Consider the following 17,743-nt stretch of genomic DNA (forward strand, 5'->3'; position numbering starts at 1 on the left):
CTCTCATCATTCTTGTTTTCACTGTAGCAACTTTGCCACCCAGTGAAAATCTGAATCATGCTCAGTCTCAGCTTTATGCTGCCAACCTAAGTCCCAATAAAAAAGCTGCACTTGTTTAAGCACAGCCCTCTCAGTTATTACCCGTCACTGATGGATCAGTGGGTGTAATACTTATGCCCCTGATCACGTAATTCAGCAATCTTCTTACCTTGCTTTTTGGCATCATCCAGCTTACCGGCTTGAACCAACAATTTGGCTTTATCAATTTCTACAATAATTTGGTCAAATAAAGCGGTAGAGGCTGGCACTTTTTCAGTGGTATTCGGCGCCAATTTATACTGTTTTGAATGAGTCGCAGCAGTACGCATATTATCTAAAGCTGCTGTTGCGGCCTGTGGCGTTGCAGCTTGGTTAAACGCTTTATAATTTTTGCCCAGCGCCTTCATGTCATCTTCTAAACCCGCAGCCATTGCCGTATGGCTGAATGCAAAAGCGGACAACATCACAACGGTGGCTAAAGTTTTTTTAATCATCAGGATATCCTATCAAAAACTGTGGCTATGCTTTATTTGTCATCTACAAGAACTTTGTCGCTGACATCCAGAGTACAAAGCACATTGCAGATTTAGCATACATAAAAAATGCAACGAAATCGTTGCATTTTAATAAAAAAGATTGCTTCCCTCGTTTATAAACGACGGCGTAAAGCATCAGCAATAGATTCAACCAGTTGCTGTGAAATCTCCTGTTTCGATGCTTTTTCCAGCTCACGCTTTTTCATATGATAAGACTGGGCAAAGAACACGGTCATGGCATTTTGATCTGAAGCAAAACCGATGTCAGGACGTGATACATCATTGCAGGCAATCATATCCAGTTTTTTCGCTACCAGTTTACCTGCAGCATATTCTTCTACATTTTGTGTTTCAGCGGCAAAGCCGACCATAAATGGGCGCTCCTCCTGCTGGGCAATCGTTGCCACAATATCCGGGTTTTTCACTAATGCGACCGCAAGTTCATCACCTGCTTTTTTAATCTTATGTTCTGCAACCTGTGCCACACGATAGTCCGCTACAGCTGCCGTTGCAATGAAGATGTCACACCCTTCTTTCAACTGATTCATGCTGACATCCAGCATCTGCATGGCTGAACTGACATTAATGCGTTGTACACCATTCGGCGTATCCAAACTGACAGGTCCAGCGACTAACGTCACTTTTGCCCCTGCGGCATAGCAAGCAGCTGCCAGTGCAAAGCCCATTTTACCGGTACTATGATTTGAAATATAACGCACCGGATCAATCGCTTCACGGGTCGGTCCTGCAGTAATTGTGACGCGCTTTCCAGCCAACAGGCCAAATTTTTCAGCGAGCGCACGTTGTGCCTTATGGAAATAGGCCGCGACCTGACGGGCCAAATCTTCAGGCTCAGGCATACGGCCCAACCCCACATCACCACAGGCCTGTTCACCGGCATCTGGCATGATCACATGCACGCCATCTTCCACCAGCGTTTGCAGATTGCGTTGTGTCGCTTTCGCCGCCCACATCTGCTGGTTCATGGCTGGTGCCACCCAGACCGGTGCTTTGGTTGCCAGATAGAGCGTACTGAGCAAGTCATCCGCCAAACCATTGGCAAATTTTGCAATACTGTCACAGCTGGCAGGTGCAACCAGAACCAGATCGGCCCAACGTGCCAATTCAATATGTCCCATACCGGCTTCGGCTTCAGGATCAAGCAGTTCGGTATGCACCGGATTTCCAGACAGCGCCTGAAAAGTAAGAGGGGTAATAAATGCTTGCGCGCCATGTGTCATGACCACACGGACATCAAAACCGAAATCTTTTAAACGGCGGACCAAGATGGCACTTTTATAGGCAGCAATACCACCCGTAACCGCTAATATAATGTTTTTATGGGGAATAACACTTAGATCGAAGCTCACAAACAGGATACCTTACTGTTGCAGTGGCGCTCACAATAGCATTAAATAAGTGGATACCCAAGTAGCTCCCTCAACATTTCAGTGGAACTGGCGGTAGAGAATATTATTGGTCTGGCAAAAATCAAAAGGCAACGCCTGGCACTTCTTTTTGCCTAAAAAAATAATAATCACAATAAAATCAAAGGGAAAAATAAGCATTGAATCAATCGATAAAAACCTGGCCCGAGCAAGAACGTCCTAGAGAACGACTTTTATCTCAAGGTGCACAAAGCTTATCTGATGCCGAACTGTTGGCGATTTTTCTTCGTTCGGGCTCGAAACAGCACTCTGCGGTGGAGTTGGCGCGTATTTTGATTCAACACTTTGGCGGACTTAACTTGATATTTGATGCCAATCTTGAGGACTTATCACAATTTAATGGGATTGCTGCGACCAAGTATGCCCAGCTCATGGCAGTCAAAGAACTGGGGCGACGTTATCTGAATAATCATTTCCATCAGCAACGACTTTGTCTGGATACCTCTACGCTGGTGCTCGACTATTTACGTTATGAACTGTTGGGAGAAAAGCAGGAAGTCTTTGCGGTACTCTGCCTTGATGCAGAGCTGAGAAAATTGCATTTCAAAAAACTGTTTTTTGGCTCGCATCATTCCTGCACTGTTTCTCTCAACCAGACCTTACGCTATGCATTACAACAGCAAGCTTGCCAGATTGTGGTGGCCCATAATCATCCCTATGGGATTGCCCAGCCTTCACCCGAAGATATTTATCTGACCCAGCAGTTAAAACAGGCCTGTAAATTACTGGAAATCCACCTGATCGATCACTTTATTATTTCGCCTGAAGGACATTTTTCCTTTTCTGAACAACAACTACTCAACCCTGCCCCAATCAGGCAATCTGGTCTTGACAAAGCATGAATCTGGCATGAACATCAACACATAAAATTAATGATTCATATAACATGATTGTCCGTGACCAGCCGAATATTTTTAAAGTTTTATTCTCATGGCGTGGGACGATTCTACCCAAAATTTTACCTTCACTCGGCTTCGTGATGCTGATCTCTGCCATTATTGGTGGTGTTGAATATGTCGGCCTTTACCGTTTTCCAGAAATTCCATTGGTCGGCTTTACCCTGATCGGTGTGGTCCTGTCGATTTTCTTGGGCTTCAAAAATACCGCCTGTTATGACCGTTGGTGGGAAGCCCGTAAACTCTGGGGTGTTCTGATTGCCACGGCCCGTCATTTTGACCGGGACTGTCGTGTTCTAACCCAAGCCCGCCGGGAACGTATCATTCAAAATGTAATTGTCTTTGCCAATGTTTTGCGAGACCGTTTGCGCCATCAAACCGCAAATCCGACCGAATTGACGGAAACCAGCGGCTTGAGCCAACAGGCGCTGACCCAGCTTTACCAACAGCACAATGCTCCGCAATATACGCTGAGCCTGATCCAGTGGGAACTGTTACAGGCCATGAAAGAGGGTGAAATCTCGGATATTATCTATACCCAGATGAACCGTCATGTAGCGGCTTTAAGCGAAATGCAAACCGGTTGTGACCGTATTGCAAACACACCAATTCCCTTCGCCTATTCGGTGTTGCTGAATCGAACCGTGTATTTCTTCTGCTTTATGTTACCTTTCAGCTTAGGTTCCTTATTAGGTTTGGCCACCCCATTACTGGTGGGGATTCTAGCTTATACCTTTCTTGGTCTGGATGCCTTAAGTACTGAAATTGAAGAACCTTTTGGCACACAAAGTAACGATCTACCGCTTGATGCCATGGTTCGCTCGATTGAGATCGAATTACTCGGCACGTTGGGCCGCCCGACGCCACCGCCAATTCAGGCTCAAGATCACAACCTGCTTTAATTTCAATGCCCTCCAATGAGGGCATTTTTATTCGGATGATAAATCAATCGCTTAAACAAACTGTGAGGGTACCAGAGACTTGAAGCGCTCCGTGAACTGTCCATTCCAGTACGGATAATAAGGATAGGGTGGATAAATCGCACTGGCCTGATCTAACTGCACCCGATGCTCAGTCGATAACTGAAGATCTTTTGCTTTGAGGTTTTCTTGCAGTTGCGTCTGATTACGGGCACCAATCAAGACACTGGAAACGGTTGGACGTTGTAACAGCCAGTTCAAGGCAATTTGGGGAATGGAATAACCCGTTTCGATTGCAATCTGTTTGAGTGCATCAATGACCTGATAAAGATGTGCCTCGTTCACAGGCGGTGCAAACTGTGCCGTATCATGCAAACGGCTCTGGGCCGGAACCGGATTTTCCCGATCAAATTTACCGGTTAAGCGTCCCCAGCCCAAAGGGCTCCACACCACTGCACCGATCTGTTGATCATCATTCAAAGGCATCAGCTCCCATTCATAATCACGGCCAATTAAAGAATAATAGACCTGATTGACCACAAACTTCTCATAACCATATTGTTCTGCAATGGCCTGAGCTTTCATCAGTTGCCAGCCAGCAAAATTAGACACGCCGATATAACGGACTTTACCACTGCGTACCAGTTCATCCAACGTTTTCATCAATTGAGGTAATGCGGTAAAACTATCAAACTGATGTAATTGCAATACATCAATATAATCGGTTCCGAGTCGGGTCAGCGATTGCTCTACGGCGGAAAGTAAATAGTCCCGGCTAAATCCTGCAGCATTTAAATGCTCTGAGCTACGAATACCCACCTTCGTCGAAATAATTGCCTGCCGTCTTTTTGAAGCCAAAGCCTTGCCAAGCATTCGCTCCGACTCGCCATCCGAATAGACATCTGCGGTATCAAAGTAATTGATCCCGGCATCCAGAGCCGCCTGAATCATTTGATTGGCCTCGGTTTGGCTGGCCTGCCCCCAGGCAGAAAAAATTTGTCCCTGCCCGCCTAAAGTGCCCGCGCCAAATCCTAATTCCGAGACTTTTAAACCTGAGTTTCCTAGAAAATGATATTTCATGATGCTTCTCTTAAACTTGTATTTGCTTAAGATCTAAAATAGCGCTAGGGGTTTATTAAAAAAACCACAATAATCAGGAAATACTTTTCTGGTTTTATTGATAATGAATACAGAAGATTTCCAGTTTTTTATTCGGGTTGCAGACTTGGGCTCGATCAGCAAAGCCGCGCAAGATGCCAATATTTCCGTATCAGTCGCCAGCCAGAAATTGCAGCGCCTGGAACAACAGCTACAATTGCGTTTATTTCATCGTACCACCCGTAAGCTCACCTTGACAGAAGAGGGCCGCACCCTACTGACGCATGGGCGTAGCTGGCTGGCTAATTTTGTCAATTTACATGAGTCATTAAAAGTCAAAGATCATATCCTTTCCGGGACATTGCGCATGACCGCTTCCGCAATCTTCGGGACCAAGATCTTAATGCCTGTAATTGCCAAATTCGCGCTGTTACATCCTGAACTAAACATTCATCTGGACCTGAATGATCAAAACATTGATTTAATTCACCAGGGCATGGATCTGGCGATTCGGATCGGACAGTTACAAAGCTCCAGTCTGATCGCCAGACAATTAAGCTCAAATCCAAGGTTGCTATGTGCGTCACCCGCTTACCTGCAACACTATGGGATTCCAGAAAGCTTATCTGATCTCAAGGCTCATCGCTGTATTTTGCAACAGCATGCCAATGGCTTAACCGACCAGTGGCACTTTCTGAATAAAGCGGGTGAAACTGAACAGATCCGTGTCGAAGGTTACTTTAGTAGTAATTCGGGTGAAGCCATTCGACAGGCTGCCTTACAGGGCTTAGGCATTTCCAATCATTCACTCTGGCATGTTGTGGAAGATTTAAATACCGGCACACTGGTCCAGGTGCTGCCTGATTTTCCCGTACAAGCCACAGCAATCTATGCCGTGTTTCCGCATCGGGACTTGGTACCGCCAAAGGTGCAATGCTTTTTAGATTATTTAAGCAATTACTTCCAGCATCACGCTGATTGGCAAATTAAAATCTAAGTGGATTTAAAGTCCTGCAAAACCATGAAACAACCATTGAATGCTCCATAAAACAACGATGAAGCAGAGTTGTAATTTTTTCATTGTTCCACTTATCGAAAACGTTCCCAAATTCCGCTCTGCCCTTGATTGACTCGCGGCGTTTGTCCCAGTTTGATCCACGGCATATTATCGCCATGAAAATCACTGCCAATTGAAACCGCCAGATTAAATTGCTGAATCATCCGGTCGACCATCTGTCGGGTTGAAGCGGGCTCGATACTCGGCGGTAACTCAACTGCGTCACCCCCAGATTCAGCGAACAGTTCAATCAGGTAACGGATATTGGTTGCCGACAAATCATAACGGGTTGGGTGAGCCAGAACAGCCAACCCGCCACTGGCATGAATAATCTCGATGGTTTCTTTCAGCCCCACCCCTTCGAATTTGACAAAGGCTTTCTTGCCTTCTTTCAGGAAACGGTCAAAGGCCTGCTGCGGACGACTCACAATATTCTTTTCGACTAAGGCTTTGGCAATATGGGTGCGAGTCACCCGATCTGCCTCCCCGTCCACTTGGGCAATCACATCAGGATAAATATCAAAATCGATACATTTTTCTAAGAGCTGACAAATCACTTTGGCCCGTTCCGCACGGATTTTTTTTTGATTTTCCAGCATGGCCCTGATCGGTGCTTCATCTTGCATATTTAAAGCCACGATATGCACACCGTAGCTCTTTTTGGTATTGGGTCTCGACCACTGACTGGAAACTTCTACGCCAGAAATAATTTGAATATCATGATCTTGTGCATAATTTTGCGCCCGTTCCAGCCCATCCATGGTGTCATGGTCAGTCACGGCCAGTATCTGTATTTTTAAGTCAACAGCAGCCTGTACCAGTTGCTCAGGAGAGAAGGTACCGTCGGAAATGAGCGTATGGGTATGTAAATCGACACCGAACATGGTTTGTATTATGCTATCTGACCTATTTCATCATCGTACTGTAACATGAAAGCGTTGCTCGACTATCTTCCGATTATTATCTTCTTTTATTTTTATAAAACCACCGATCCTAAAGATAGTCATCATCCCTTGTTGCAGTTGGTGGGCAGCGCAGGAAATACCGACCAGAACCATATTCTGGTGGCGACCTGTGCCCTGCTGATCTCGACACTTGTGGTCTATGGCTGCCTGTTCTTTTTCCAGAAATTCAAGCTGGAAAAAATGCAGTGGTTTATTGTGCTCATGTCGGTCATTTTTGGTGGCATCACGCTGATTTTTAGCGATGTCACCTACATCAAAATGAAGGCGATTATTATCAATATCGGGATTGGTCTGGGCTTTTTAGTGACACCTTTATTTAATAAAGAACGCATGCCAATTATCCAGAAACTGTTAGGTTCAATGTTAGAGCTGAGCCCTAGAGGCTGGATCAAATTGAACTGGGCCTGGTGCGGTCAATTCTTTTTGCTTGCTGCTTTGCATTTCTTCTTCGGTTTTGTCTATATGCAAGGAAAATATTGGGGCGAATTCACAGCTTTTGGCGATATTATCGTTTCTCTGAGTTACCTTGCTGCTATACTGTTTTTCTTACGAAAACATTTCAAAACCACTGAATAGATTTTAAATCATCGAGCTACTGCCATGCCATATTTTGTGCTGACCTGTACTGATCGCGAAGGTACTCTGGAAAAACGTTTAGCCACCCGTCCGCAACATATTGAACGTCTACAAAAGTTAGATGATGAAGGTCGTTTAATTGCTGCGGGTGCACACCCTAAAGATCCCAATGATCCACAGGCAGGCTTTTTGGGCAGTACCATGATTGTTGAATTTGAGAGTCGTGAAGCACTGGATGCGTGGATTCAGGAAGAGCCATTTTTAAAAGAAGGGATCTACTCAGATATTGAGGTTAGACCGTTCAACAAAGCTTTTCCAAAAGGGTAAATCATGCACATTGCAGTCAAAAGCTTGTTCGCTTTCAGTTTACTCAGTTCTAGTGCATGGGCGGTAGAACCTGCAACACCAACTGCTGCCCCAACAGCAGTTGCCCCTGCCACACCAGCAAAAACTACCACAACCCCCAACCCAACTGCCACAGCAGCTAAACCGCTAACGGCTGAACAGATTGTTAAAGCCAAACAGCAGCAAGATGCTAAAGTCAAAGCCATGATTCAGGATCAGGCCAGCCGTTTAAAGCAACTTGAGCATGCCAATCTTGAAGCACTGGCACAGAATCAGGAACTACAGTTAAAAAATGACAATTTAACGGTTCAGGTTCAGGTGTTGCAAAGCGAACGTAGTGCACAAATGTTTTTATACGGCGCCATGACCATTGCGGTCGGTGTGATCCTCGGTTTCTTTATTGCCAGTTATGTTTATACCAAACGCCGTCGTCAGTGGTAAAACCAGCATCTTTATTTATGTCTCTCTCATCAAAACTACAAACCGCTGATCTGGACTGGGAATGGGTCGATGGTATCGAGATTCCCATTTCCAAGCAATTTGGCGATGTCTACTTTTCCAAAGCTAACGGTTTACTTGAAACACGCCATGTGTTTTTAAACGGTAATGATTTAACTGAACGTCTTTCCCAACTGAGTGATTATCAATACTTCTGTGTGGGAGAAACCGGTTTTGGCACAGGCTTGAATATTTTGACCCTGTGGCAGCTCTGGCAACAGGTGCGTCCAGATAACCATAGCCATCTGCATGCTATCAGTGTAGAAAAGTTTCCTCTCAGCAAAGCAGACCTGATTCGCGCACTGAATGTCTGGCCTGAGCTAAAGCCACTGGCCGAACAGCTGATTCAGCAATATCCCCTGCCGATTGCAGGCTGTCACCGTCTCAGTTTTCCAGAACAACGTTTCAGCATTGATTTATGGCTGGGTGATGCACAGGATATCTTCCCCGTCATCCCCAAAACACAAGCGGTCAATGCCTGGTTTCTGGATGGCTTCGCACCCTCCTGCAACCCGGATATGTGGCAAGAAAATGTGCTGAATCACATCGTGCGTTTGTCCGAGTTTGGAACCACCTTCGCATCCTTTAGCGTTGCGGGCATACTGAAACGTGGGCTGAAACAACATGGCATCCAGATTAGCCGTCCGCGTGGTTTTGGTCATAAACGGGAAATGCTCAAAGCGATCTGGCTGGATACTGTAGCATCTGAAACAGGCTCAATAAATTCGGAACAGAACCCTGCCACCGAAACCGAAGCAAATACAAGCCGATTAAACACCGGACCACGCCAGATCGCGATTATTGGCGCTGGAATCGCAGGTTTAAGCTCAGCCTGGGCATTTGCTCAACGTGGTCATCAAGTCACCGTATACGAGCAAAATGAGCCGCTTGCAGGCGCTTCTGGCAATCCACTGGCGCTGCTTAATCCCAAGCTATGCCCGATTGATCAGGCACCTGAACACCTGATGACCTTAAGCTGGCAGCATGCGCTCAACTTTTATGCGCGTTTTAAGGCTTTTAGGCCAATTCAGGTACAACAATTGGCATTGAAAAATGCGGACGAATTACTGGCTTTGGCAGAACAGTATCCTGAAGGTGTTTTATCAGCACCATCAGAACAGCAACAACTCCCGCATACAGACTTGCCGAGTTTGACACTACATCATGCAGGTGCAGTTTCTCCACACCAGTTACGCGACGAAATCTTACAGCATCCAAATATCAGCATAAAAACGGTCAGAATTTCCCGCCTAAATTCGCTCGAAACACATACTGAACTTTGGCAGGAGCAACAACAGATCGCCACGGCAGATCATGTTATCGTCTGTTGCGCCAAACAAAGTGCTGAACTATTTGAAAACTACCCGGTTTTAAAACCTATTCGGGGACAAGTCAGCTGGGTTGAGAATAGCCAGCAACCTTTAGCATTGGATCAGGCCTATAGTTATGGCGGCTATTGCATGCAACTGGATGCCTCACACTTGATTCTCGGTGCATCTTTTTATCCCAATCGGGATGATGCCGAAGTCTTGGCTGAAGACCATGTGCATAACCACGAACTTATCCACAATGTGTTCCCTGAATATGCACAACAGTTACCTCCTATAGAGCACTGGCAAGGTCGGGCCGCTGTCCGTGCCCAAAGTCTGGATTACTTTCCTCTGGTCGGCAAAGTCCACAATCATGAGCAAAACTATAGCTTTGCAGGTTTAGGGTCGAAAGGATTCTTGTTTGCGCCACTATGTAGTGAGATTCTGGCGGCATTGATCTTGGGTGAACTGTGTCCGGTTCCACAACCGTTACTGGATAAATTGGATCCGCAACGCTTCCAGAAGAAAGTGAAAGCTAAAAAACCATATTATTCAGGTTAAGTGTTTAGAGGTTTGAATCTTTATTATTTTTTGAATTTGCCAAAATACCCAAGTATTTTGGCAAATTTTTTGAGTGTTTTAAGCGCCTTGTTCCAAAGCTAAGCCTGCATCACGCGCTGCGCGTGTGCCACCCATCAATACAACATACTCACGAGAACTATCAATACCGTCTAAAAGCTCTGCTGCACGCGGTGCTTTACTACCGCCACCACACAGAATGTAAATCGGTTGATCCGCTGCCACTTGAGTCAAACTATCCGCAGTTAATTCAGCAATTGGACGATTCACCGCCCCTTTGACATGAGCCTCTGTATACGCTTTGGTATCTCGGACATCCCAAATGACTGCGCCTTCTGGGAACTCAAATGTTGTAATTTCTTGTTTACGGATCATTGTGCACTCCTTTGATGTAAACAACACTTGGCAAATGAAGAAAACCCCCTTAGCATCTCAAATATTCTTTCCCTTTGTAAAGGTCTAACTATGCCTTCTTTTGATATTGTTTCTGAATTAGAGTTATTTGAAGTCAATCATGCGGTGCAAAACACGCAAAAAGAAATTGCTACACGTTTTGACTTCCGTGGGCAGGATGTTTCAATTGAGCTAAATGAAAAAAATAAAGAAATCAAAATTTCAACTGAAAGTGATTTCCAGTGTGAACAAGTTTATACCATGCTGGAAAACCATTTCTATAAACGTAAAGTTGACGTACAGGCACTTGACCCGCAAAAGGCGACCGCTTCAGGTAAAAATGTGGTGCAAGTGATCAAGCTTAAAGATGGACTTGACTCAGATACCGCAAAAAAAATTAATAAAGCCATTAAAGAAAGTGGCATCAAGGCGCAATCTTCTATCCAAGGAGACAAAATCCGTGTCACAGATAAAAAGCGCGATACTTTGCAACAAGTGATGAACTTTTTACGTGAACAACAATTTGGTCTGCCACTGCAATTTAATAACTTCAAAGATTAAGTAATAGGTTCACCATGGCAAAAGATAACCGTCTTTATAAGCTGGTTAAAACCACCTCTAAATTTCCAAAAGGCATTCGTAGCACGCTCTGGAGCAAAGCGTTTGGTCGTGTTGTTCCCATGGTCGGCACTGCCAATATCCGCTATTTGGAAGTGGATAAAGACCACGTGACTGTTCGTATTGAAAACCAGCGCAATATGCAAAACCATATTAAAGGGGTTCATGCCGCAGCAATGGCATTACTTGCAGAAACTGCGACTGGCTTTTTAACAGGTTTACATGTTCCTGATGATCGTATTCTGTTGATCAAATCACTGCATGTAGATTATTTAAAAGTCGCACAAGGTGGTTTAACTGCAACAGCGAGCTTATCGGCAGATCAGCAAAAGTTTATTGCCGAGAATGAAAAAGGCGAGTTATTGATTCCTGTGACCGTGATTGATGATTCTGGTAACGAACCGATCCAGTGCCAGATGCTTTGGGCCTGGTTACCAAAACGTAAAAAATAATAACGGGTCTAGACTATTCTATGACCATCTTTGGCATCAGGATACAAGCATCTCAGTTTGTGTTCTGATGCTAAAAATGAAAAAAACATTGCTTCTTCCCCCTGTATTTGTCCTGCTCAATCTAGCATTTTACCCAGGTCAAGTCTTTGCTGCGGATGCCTCTTCTCATGTTTCTGTGCCCGCAAAGCACACAAAATCTGTAGCCGAACAAAACAAGAAAATTGTCACTGATTTTTATGAAGGTGTTTTCCTGAAACATCAGGTCAAACAATATGCGGATCGTTATATTGGGAATCAGTATATTCAGCACAATCCGAATGTACCTGATGGTAAGGCGCCTTTTGTAAACTTCTTTACGCAAAAATTTAGTCATCATCCTCAGGCAAAGAATGTCATCAAGAAAGTGATTGCTGAAGGAGATTTAGTCGTCCTACATGTGCATTCGACTGAAAATGACACTGACCGGGGCCGAGCCATTATAGATATATTCCGGGTTGAACATGGCAAAATTGTAGAGCATTGGGATGTGATACAGAATATTCCAGAAAACAGCAAAAATGCCAATACCATGTTCTAATCAGAGTACATATACAAAAAGCCCAACATTATGTGGGCTTTTTTTAGTTTGGGCTTAGATAAATTTTTCAATCATTGCCATCAATTGCTGGAGATGTTCAGCATCAACCTCATCGAACTGATTCAGTTCATCACTGTCAATATCCAGCACCCCCACACACTCACCATTTTTCATGATAGGTAAAACAATTTCCGATTTAGAGTCAGAGCTACAGGCAATATGCCCGGGAAACTGATCCACATCAGGCACCACAATTACTTGCTGTTGTTGCCATGCTGAACCACACACACCACGACCTTTAGCAATACGGGTACAGGCAATAGGCCCCTGAAATGGACCTAATACCAGTTCATTTTCTTTCACCAGATAAAAGCCAATCCAGAACCAGCCAAATTGCTGTCTGAGTGCCGCACAGATATTGGCCAGATTCGCGATCACATCAGCTTCATCTTCAACAATAGCCTGAATCTGTGGCAGGATACTTTGATATTGCTCAACTTTGTGGCCCTGTTGTAAAACCAGTTCTTCAGCCATCTGTATATTCTCGATTAAAAAATAGTGTTAAAACATAATCATCTGTTCTAGTAAGTGCAGATATTAAAACGGATCATTTAAGCTGACTGTGAAGCTAGAAAAGACTGCTTAATTTCATCTGTAATTAAACGTTTATTTCCATTTACATCCACCGCAACAAAGGTAAATACGCCTTCGGTAATCCGTACAGGTTCACGAGAATCATCGTGACTGTTCCATACTTCGATTTGAACCTGTACCGAGCTGTTACCGACTTTTAGAATCTTGGTATAGCAGCTAATCACATTACCCACTTTTACAGGCACGAGGAAAGTCATCTGATTAATGGCAATCGTCGCACAACGGCCTTTACTAAAACGTTCAACATGAATCGCTCCAGCCAGATCCATCTGGGAAACAATCCAGCCTCCAAAAACATCACCACTCCAGTTGGTATCCGCTGGCATGGCAATATTTTGTAGAGATAAGATCCCTTCAGGATGCTTTGGGCGTTCGCTCATGTTAATTTCCTTGCTGTAATTGCTGGTCTAGCCACTGTTGCAGTTCAGGTGCACGTAATGCGCCACTGATTCTCGCCACTTCTGTGGTTTTGTTCATGAGAACCAAGGTTGGGATACTGCGGACATTAAATGCTGCACTCAAACGTGGGTTTGCTTCCGTATCGATTTTGGCAAAAACAACGTAAGGATTTTGCTTGGCGACCTGAGCAAAATGTGGCGCCATCATTTTACATGGACCACACCATTCTGCCCATAGGTCAATCAGCACAGGTAAATCACTATTGCTAATGAAATTGCTAAAGTTTTGTTCATTCAACTCAATCGGTTCTAAAGGCAACAATGCTTGATGACATTGACCGCAATTGGGATGAACCGCCAGTTTTTCTTCAGGTACACGATTTTTTGCACCACATGATGCACAGACAATAATCATTTACATCACTCCGATATGTTGATGTAAAAATTCTAATTGGGTTGTGACTGCTTTTTCAAACCAAGAATCGTGATAAATATCGAAATGCTTCATTTCCCATTCATGATAGCTCACAAATGGCGCAATATTGGTGGCGGCTTCACGACTTGAGGCAATCGGAATCAGGCTGTCATATTTAGCCGCAATAAATAACACCGGAATATTAATCTTGCGTACAAACTGGATCGGCCGGTAACGCATCAGATTAAAAAACACCCGTGCAGGCACTTCGCCACTCCAGTAATAATCAGGGTTTACAATCGAATGATAACCATAATAACTGTCTGAGGTCGGTAAGAAACAGAGTTTATATTGATCGACTACGGGTAAGGTTTTTGGCGCTAACCCCATCTTGGAGCCCATATAGTCCTGACTGGAACGTTTTAATGCTTCGGGATAACGTTGCAATGGATATAGCTTGGCTGTCTCTGCCCCGTCAACATAAGGCACTTGTACCATCACTGCCTGAATATTTTTCAGATCCGTCGCCAAACTAAGAGCATAGCCACCACTGAGTGAAGTGCCCCACAAAATAATCCGACGGCTATCAATCGACTTACAGTTAGAGGCATATTGAATCATGCTCTTCCAGTCATCAAGCTGGGCACTGAGCGATACCAGTTCACGCGGTTTACCAGTACTGCCGCCCCAATAACGATAGTCGAACAAAATCACGGCATAGCCGGCATGGGCAAAACGCTGTGCATACTGAACCAACTTAAATTGGCGCAATCCGGCAAATCCATGCGCCATCACAATCACAGCAGGTTTAATATTGGTTTTCGGAAGATAGAAGTCGGCAGCGATGGTTTCATCACCACTAGCAACATACAACGGCTCAACTGTATAAGTATGCATGCGCGCTCCATTGCGTATCTTATTCGTTATCATCGTTTATTTAATATAGACATTTAAACCCAAGATCGAGCTTAATGCTATGATAGAGCATAAAATGTTTTGTTTGATTTTGGAGTGACAAGATGTCAGAAAATATAGGTTTTGCAGGTCAAATCGGCCCAGAACATGTAGCTCAAGTTGTCGAAAAAGGTTTCAAATCGATTATTAATAACCGTCCGGATATGGAAGGTGGACCTGATCAGCCGACCAGTGCACAGATTGAAGAGGCTGCTCGCAGTGCAGGTCTGGATTATGTCTATCAACCTGTTGTGGCGGGGCAGATTACGGAACTGGACGTGCGTACTTTTGCAAATCATTATAATGAACTACCAAAACCTATTTTGATGTTCTGCCGCACAGGGAACCGTTCGAATAATTTATATCAGTTAGCAAAACAGATGGATCTACTGGACGATTAAATTCATTACATTTCATTACCCGATCAAAATAGTTAAATCTTTCGATTTATATGAATATGGTTCTTTTTCATAAGATGAAGAACCATGTCAAAACTTGCTGTTATCCTGTTATGCCTTTTCGCTGTTTCCGCTTGTAGCTCAATGCAAGTTCGTCCAACTGCCTCAGTGAGTGTAGGAACAGCATTATAAAAAAACAGCACCGAAGTGCTGTTTTTTTATAGGAAAAATTTACTTTTATTTATATGCAGCAAAAACTGTTGATACCTTACCATCAGGAGCTGCGACAGAAATTTTAAAGATATCCCCTATAGCACATTCTTTCAAACGATAACCATAAAAGGCTTGTGTGCTATTTTTAAAAGTTGTCGGTGTTAAAAGGTTAAATACATTTGCGACAGGGGTGCTGCCTTGTACCAATTCAGCAGTACACGACAAATTATTATCTTTGGTATTATCTTCAGCTGTAACGCTTACAGTAGAGCCAGTAGGCATAGGAACCCCTTGCATACTATTTCCATACAGATTAAAAGATAATAATCCCTCACTCGCATTAATATTGGTAAACGTTGCCGTATTTTCAGAAAATGCAAAGATAAGCTGCTGGCGTAAAATACCATCTAAATTATCGTCACATGTATCAGCAATATTCGGCTGATTCATCGTTGAGGCTGCACATGCAGCTTTATTGCCTACTATTTTCCGATTATAAAGAAACTCCCCAATACCATAGTTATTATCGTATTGGTTATTTTCATTATCATCACGGAAGAAGCTACCAATATTACTAAGCAGCTTATCTACCCCTTTCGTATAAAGATTATCACCATCTAAATCAGTAAAGCTCTTATCACCTTCAACATAAGCCAGAACAGTAACTCGGTTATCTAAAGGACGTGGATCCTGAACCGATAACGTGACTGCACAACGACCAGCATTGGTTGAACAATTAGGAGTAACGACGCCACCTTCACTAATAAAACTCACCACCGTTCCATTAGGCACAGGATTACCCGTACGGTCTCTTAACATGACGTTAATCGTAGCACTATCGCCATCAACCTTGTTCTGCAAGGCATTTTTGCTCACAGATAAGCTAAAGCCATCTTGAGTTGCGCGCCCTGTTGATACAGAAACATTTTTAGATAACGCTGAAACAGCACTATTAGAAACTAGAGTTGCTTTGATTTCGACAGGTCCCGGTTTATCCCCTGGATATAATGTTACGATCACTTTACCATTTGGATCAGTTTTTACAGCTTTAGGATTTTGATTCCCTAAAGAAATAAAACTTAGATCTTCTGGCGCGCGAACTAGTTCAATATTCACATCTTTATTTGCAGCTGGAGTACCGTTCGCATATAAAGTAAATTCAATTTGACCGGATGCAGCAGTACCACTACTTCTAATACCTAAAGTAACTGGGCTTGATGTTGTATATTTTAAGAAATTGGCTTCAATCGCAGCAATATTTACCTCAACTTTTGACTCAGGAATGTTTGATCCAGATGCTCGTATGGTTTGCTGTCCTTCGCATAGCTTTCCATCAGCTCCAATTGCTTTATAAGACGTTGTTACATCACCTTGATTTGAAGATACAACGCTTGCTGGCTCAAACGTTCCACAGGTCGCATTAAAGCTAACAGTCACATTATTCTGATTCACCTTAGTGTTTGAATCTTGTGTCTTCAGAGTAATATTGGTAGATGCACCTGATTCCAGTTGTGTCGTGGCTGCTGTCATACCAACTAAAGCAATATTTGCAGCCTGAAGTACGAAATTATAAGGTTGAGCTGTTGCCGTCGTACCTTTGTAACTAGTCGTCGCAGACAACTGATAAGCACCAGTTGCATTTAAGTCCTGAGGTTTTATCGAAATACTTGCCTCGCCTTCCGCATTCGTCAGCACAGCACCATTCGTCGTGCCAAAAGCAACACCTTCCCCTTGGAATGTCACAATTGCCCCACTAATTCCTTTTCCTGAAGAATCAGTCACTTTCACTTTAGCAGTTACACCCGCTGCTGTAATTGAATTTGTAGCTGTATTATTCGCATCATATAACTGAATATTTGTAATATTTACTGCTGCAATGGGAGTCTCACCATTTCCCCCAGAAGAGTTATTATTGTTTCCACCCGAAGAGCTATTATTGGACCCATAATAGCCACCACCGCCCCCACCACAACTCGCCAATAAAACAGATACAGCAATCGCTGACAACTTTAAAGTAAGTTGCTTTTTATTCATGATCATTCCTTTTTATCCCCAATCAAATTCCCAAATGGAATTAGATTTTTCATTATAAAAATATGCTTAATGTAACCATAATATAGATTTTGTGTAAATATAGTTTATCTTCAAGTAAAGATTATTAAAGTGAAGCCAATCAAACTATTTGTAAGAATCGAGAATTATGTTAGGACTTTTAACAAATAAATTTTTTATTAAAAGAGATAAAGGTTGTTCTGAGATAAATATGCCGGAAAAGATGTAATTTAATGAACTAACTTATTTCCCCACCAATAAAAAAACACCCCTAACCGTCAGGTTAGGGGTGTTTCTAATTTAAAAGCTGGCGATGACTTACTCTCACATGGCAAGTGCCACACTACCATCA

At 43.5% G+C, this 17,743-nt stretch carries 20 protein-coding genes and 1 pseudogene; 11 read left to right on the plus strand and 10 right to left on the minus strand.

Annotated elements, in window-relative coordinates:
* Positions 1-155: 155 nt before the first annotated feature.
* Both ACNQO6_RS17980 and coaBC read right to left on the minus strand, forming a co-directional pair.
* A complete protein-coding gene (locus ACNQO6_RS17980; protein ID WP_199950500.1) occupies positions 156-533 on the minus strand; it encodes a cytochrome b562 in 378 nt (125 codons plus the stop codon).
* Positions 534-688: 155 nt separating this feature from the next.
* Entirely contained in the window at positions 689-1,945 is a 1,257-nt protein-coding gene (gene coaBC, locus ACNQO6_RS17985; protein ID WP_009506095.1) for a bifunctional phosphopantothenoylcysteine decarboxylase/phosphopantothenate--cysteine ligase CoaBC, read from the minus strand.
* A 197-nt stretch (positions 1,946-2,142) separates the two neighbouring features.
* Here coaBC and radC point away from each other — a divergent pair, with 197 nt between their 5' ends.
* On the plus strand, positions 2,143-2,865 hold the full coding sequence (gene radC, locus ACNQO6_RS17990; protein ID WP_005283232.1) for a RadC family protein: 723 nt from the start codon (positions 2,143-2,145) through the stop codon (positions 2,863-2,865).
* Positions 2,866-2,909: 44 nt separating this feature from the next.
* Positions 2,910-3,821 (plus strand): bestrophin family protein, encoded by a 912-nt coding sequence (locus ACNQO6_RS17995; RefSeq protein WP_343579370.1) that lies wholly within the window; start codon positions 2,910-2,912, stop codon positions 3,819-3,821.
* A 51-nt stretch (positions 3,822-3,872) separates the two neighbouring features.
* Here the strand turns inward: ACNQO6_RS17995 and ACNQO6_RS18000 are convergent, their stop codons facing one another.
* Positions 3,873-4,919 (minus strand): aldo/keto reductase, encoded by a 1,047-nt coding sequence (locus tag ACNQO6_RS18000; protein WP_440209847.1) that lies wholly within the window; start codon positions 4,917-4,919, stop codon positions 3,873-3,875.
* A 103-nt stretch (positions 4,920-5,022) separates the two neighbouring features.
* On the opposite strand from ACNQO6_RS18000, the gene ACNQO6_RS18005 reads away from it, so the two are divergent.
* Positions 5,023-5,934 (plus strand): LysR family transcriptional regulator, encoded by a 912-nt coding sequence (locus ACNQO6_RS18005; protein ID WP_440209848.1) that lies wholly within the window; start codon positions 5,023-5,025, stop codon positions 5,932-5,934.
* Positions 5,935-6,026: 92 nt separating this feature from the next.
* Here the strand turns inward: ACNQO6_RS18005 and ACNQO6_RS18010 are convergent, their stop codons facing one another.
* A complete protein-coding gene (locus ACNQO6_RS18010; protein ID WP_440209849.1) occupies positions 6,027-6,878 on the minus strand; it encodes a PHP domain-containing protein in 852 nt (283 codons plus the stop codon).
* Between the two features lie 45 nt (positions 6,879-6,923).
* Between ACNQO6_RS18010 and ACNQO6_RS18015 the strand changes: the two genes are divergently transcribed.
* The 4 genes from ACNQO6_RS18015 to mnmC are packed head-to-tail and all read left to right on the plus strand — an operon-like array spanning position 6,924 to position 10,249.
* Positions 6,924-7,535, plus strand: coding sequence for a septation protein IspZ (locus ACNQO6_RS18015; protein ID WP_005228564.1), 612 nt, complete (start codon positions 6,924-6,926; stop codon positions 7,533-7,535).
* Between the two features lie 24 nt (positions 7,536-7,559).
* Positions 7,560-7,862, plus strand: coding sequence for a YciI family protein (locus ACNQO6_RS18020; RefSeq protein ID WP_202741462.1), 303 nt, complete (start codon positions 7,560-7,562; stop codon positions 7,860-7,862).
* 3 nt (positions 7,863-7,865) lie between these two features.
* Positions 7,866-8,321 carry a hypothetical protein gene (locus ACNQO6_RS18025; RefSeq protein ID WP_440209850.1) on the plus strand — a complete coding sequence of 152 codons (456 nt, stop codon included), beginning with the start codon at positions 7,866-7,868 and terminating at the stop codon, positions 8,319-8,321.
* Positions 8,322-8,338: 17 nt separating this feature from the next.
* Positions 8,339-10,249: an FAD-dependent 5-carboxymethylaminomethyl-2-thiouridine(34) oxidoreductase MnmC gene (gene mnmC / locus ACNQO6_RS18030; protein WP_440209851.1), complete on the plus strand. Its 1,911-nt coding sequence runs from the start codon at positions 8,339-8,341 to the stop codon at positions 10,247-10,249.
* A gap of 78 nt (positions 10,250-10,327) precedes the next feature.
* Here the strand turns inward: mnmC and ACNQO6_RS18035 are convergent, their stop codons facing one another.
* The gene (locus ACNQO6_RS18035; RefSeq protein ID WP_004774429.1) at positions 10,328-10,642 is read right to left on the minus strand and encodes a rhodanese-like domain-containing protein; all 315 of its coding nucleotides are present in this window, start codon (positions 10,640-10,642) and stop codon (positions 10,328-10,330) included.
* Between the two features lie 90 nt (positions 10,643-10,732).
* Here ACNQO6_RS18035 and ACNQO6_RS18040 point away from each other — a divergent pair, with 90 nt between their 5' ends.
* From ACNQO6_RS18040 to ACNQO6_RS18050, 3 genes are all read left to right on the plus strand, one after another.
* Positions 10,733-11,221, plus strand: coding sequence for a YajQ family cyclic di-GMP-binding protein (locus ACNQO6_RS18040; RefSeq protein WP_004774427.1), 489 nt, complete (start codon positions 10,733-10,735; stop codon positions 11,219-11,221).
* A gap of 14 nt (positions 11,222-11,235) precedes the next feature.
* A complete protein-coding gene (locus tag ACNQO6_RS18045) occupies positions 11,236-11,730 on the plus strand; it encodes a DUF4442 domain-containing protein (protein ID WP_440209852.1) in 495 nt (164 codons plus the stop codon).
* Between the two features lie 67 nt (positions 11,731-11,797).
* Positions 11,798-12,307 carry a nuclear transport factor 2 family protein gene (locus ACNQO6_RS18050; RefSeq protein WP_440209853.1) on the plus strand — a complete coding sequence of 170 codons (510 nt, stop codon included), beginning with the start codon at positions 11,798-11,800 and terminating at the stop codon, positions 12,305-12,307.
* Between the two features lie 54 nt (positions 12,308-12,361).
* Here ACNQO6_RS18050 and ACNQO6_RS18055 read toward each other — a convergent pair whose 3' ends face one another.
* The 4 genes from ACNQO6_RS18055 to ACNQO6_RS18070 form a co-directional block, all read right to left on the minus strand.
* Complete coding sequence (locus tag ACNQO6_RS18055; RefSeq protein WP_440209854.1) at positions 12,362-12,841, minus strand: GAF domain-containing protein; 480 nt, start codon at positions 12,839-12,841, stop codon at positions 12,362-12,364.
* A gap of 77 nt (positions 12,842-12,918) precedes the next feature.
* Positions 12,919-13,341, minus strand: a complete 423-nt coding sequence (locus ACNQO6_RS18060) for an acyl-CoA thioesterase (RefSeq protein ID WP_440209855.1) — start codon at positions 13,339-13,341, stop codon at positions 12,919-12,921.
* A 1-nt stretch (position 13,342) separates the two neighbouring features.
* On the minus strand, positions 13,343-13,774 hold the full coding sequence (gene trxC / locus ACNQO6_RS18065) for a thioredoxin TrxC (RefSeq protein WP_343579357.1): 432 nt from the start codon (positions 13,772-13,774) through the stop codon (positions 13,343-13,345).
* A complete protein-coding gene (locus ACNQO6_RS18070) occupies positions 13,775-14,671 on the minus strand; it encodes an alpha/beta fold hydrolase (RefSeq protein WP_150956215.1) in 897 nt (298 codons plus the stop codon).
* A 122-nt stretch (positions 14,672-14,793) separates the two neighbouring features.
* Between ACNQO6_RS18070 and ACNQO6_RS18075 the strand changes: the two genes are divergently transcribed.
* Complete coding sequence (locus ACNQO6_RS18075; protein WP_396514038.1) at positions 14,794-15,129, plus strand: TIGR01244 family sulfur transferase; 336 nt, start codon at positions 14,794-14,796, stop codon at positions 15,127-15,129.
* 2,132 nt (positions 15,130-17,261) lie between these two features.
* Here ACNQO6_RS18075 and ACNQO6_RS18080 read toward each other — a convergent pair.
* Positions 17,262-17,379: pseudogene (locus ACNQO6_RS18080) on the minus strand (hypothetical protein); the annotation flags it as partial.
* Positions 17,380-17,743 lie beyond the last annotated feature (364 nt).

Source organism: Acinetobacter calcoaceticus (assembly GCF_051947995.1).
In the GTDB taxonomy this organism is placed as follows: domain Bacteria; phylum Pseudomonadota; class Gammaproteobacteria; order Pseudomonadales; family Moraxellaceae; genus Acinetobacter.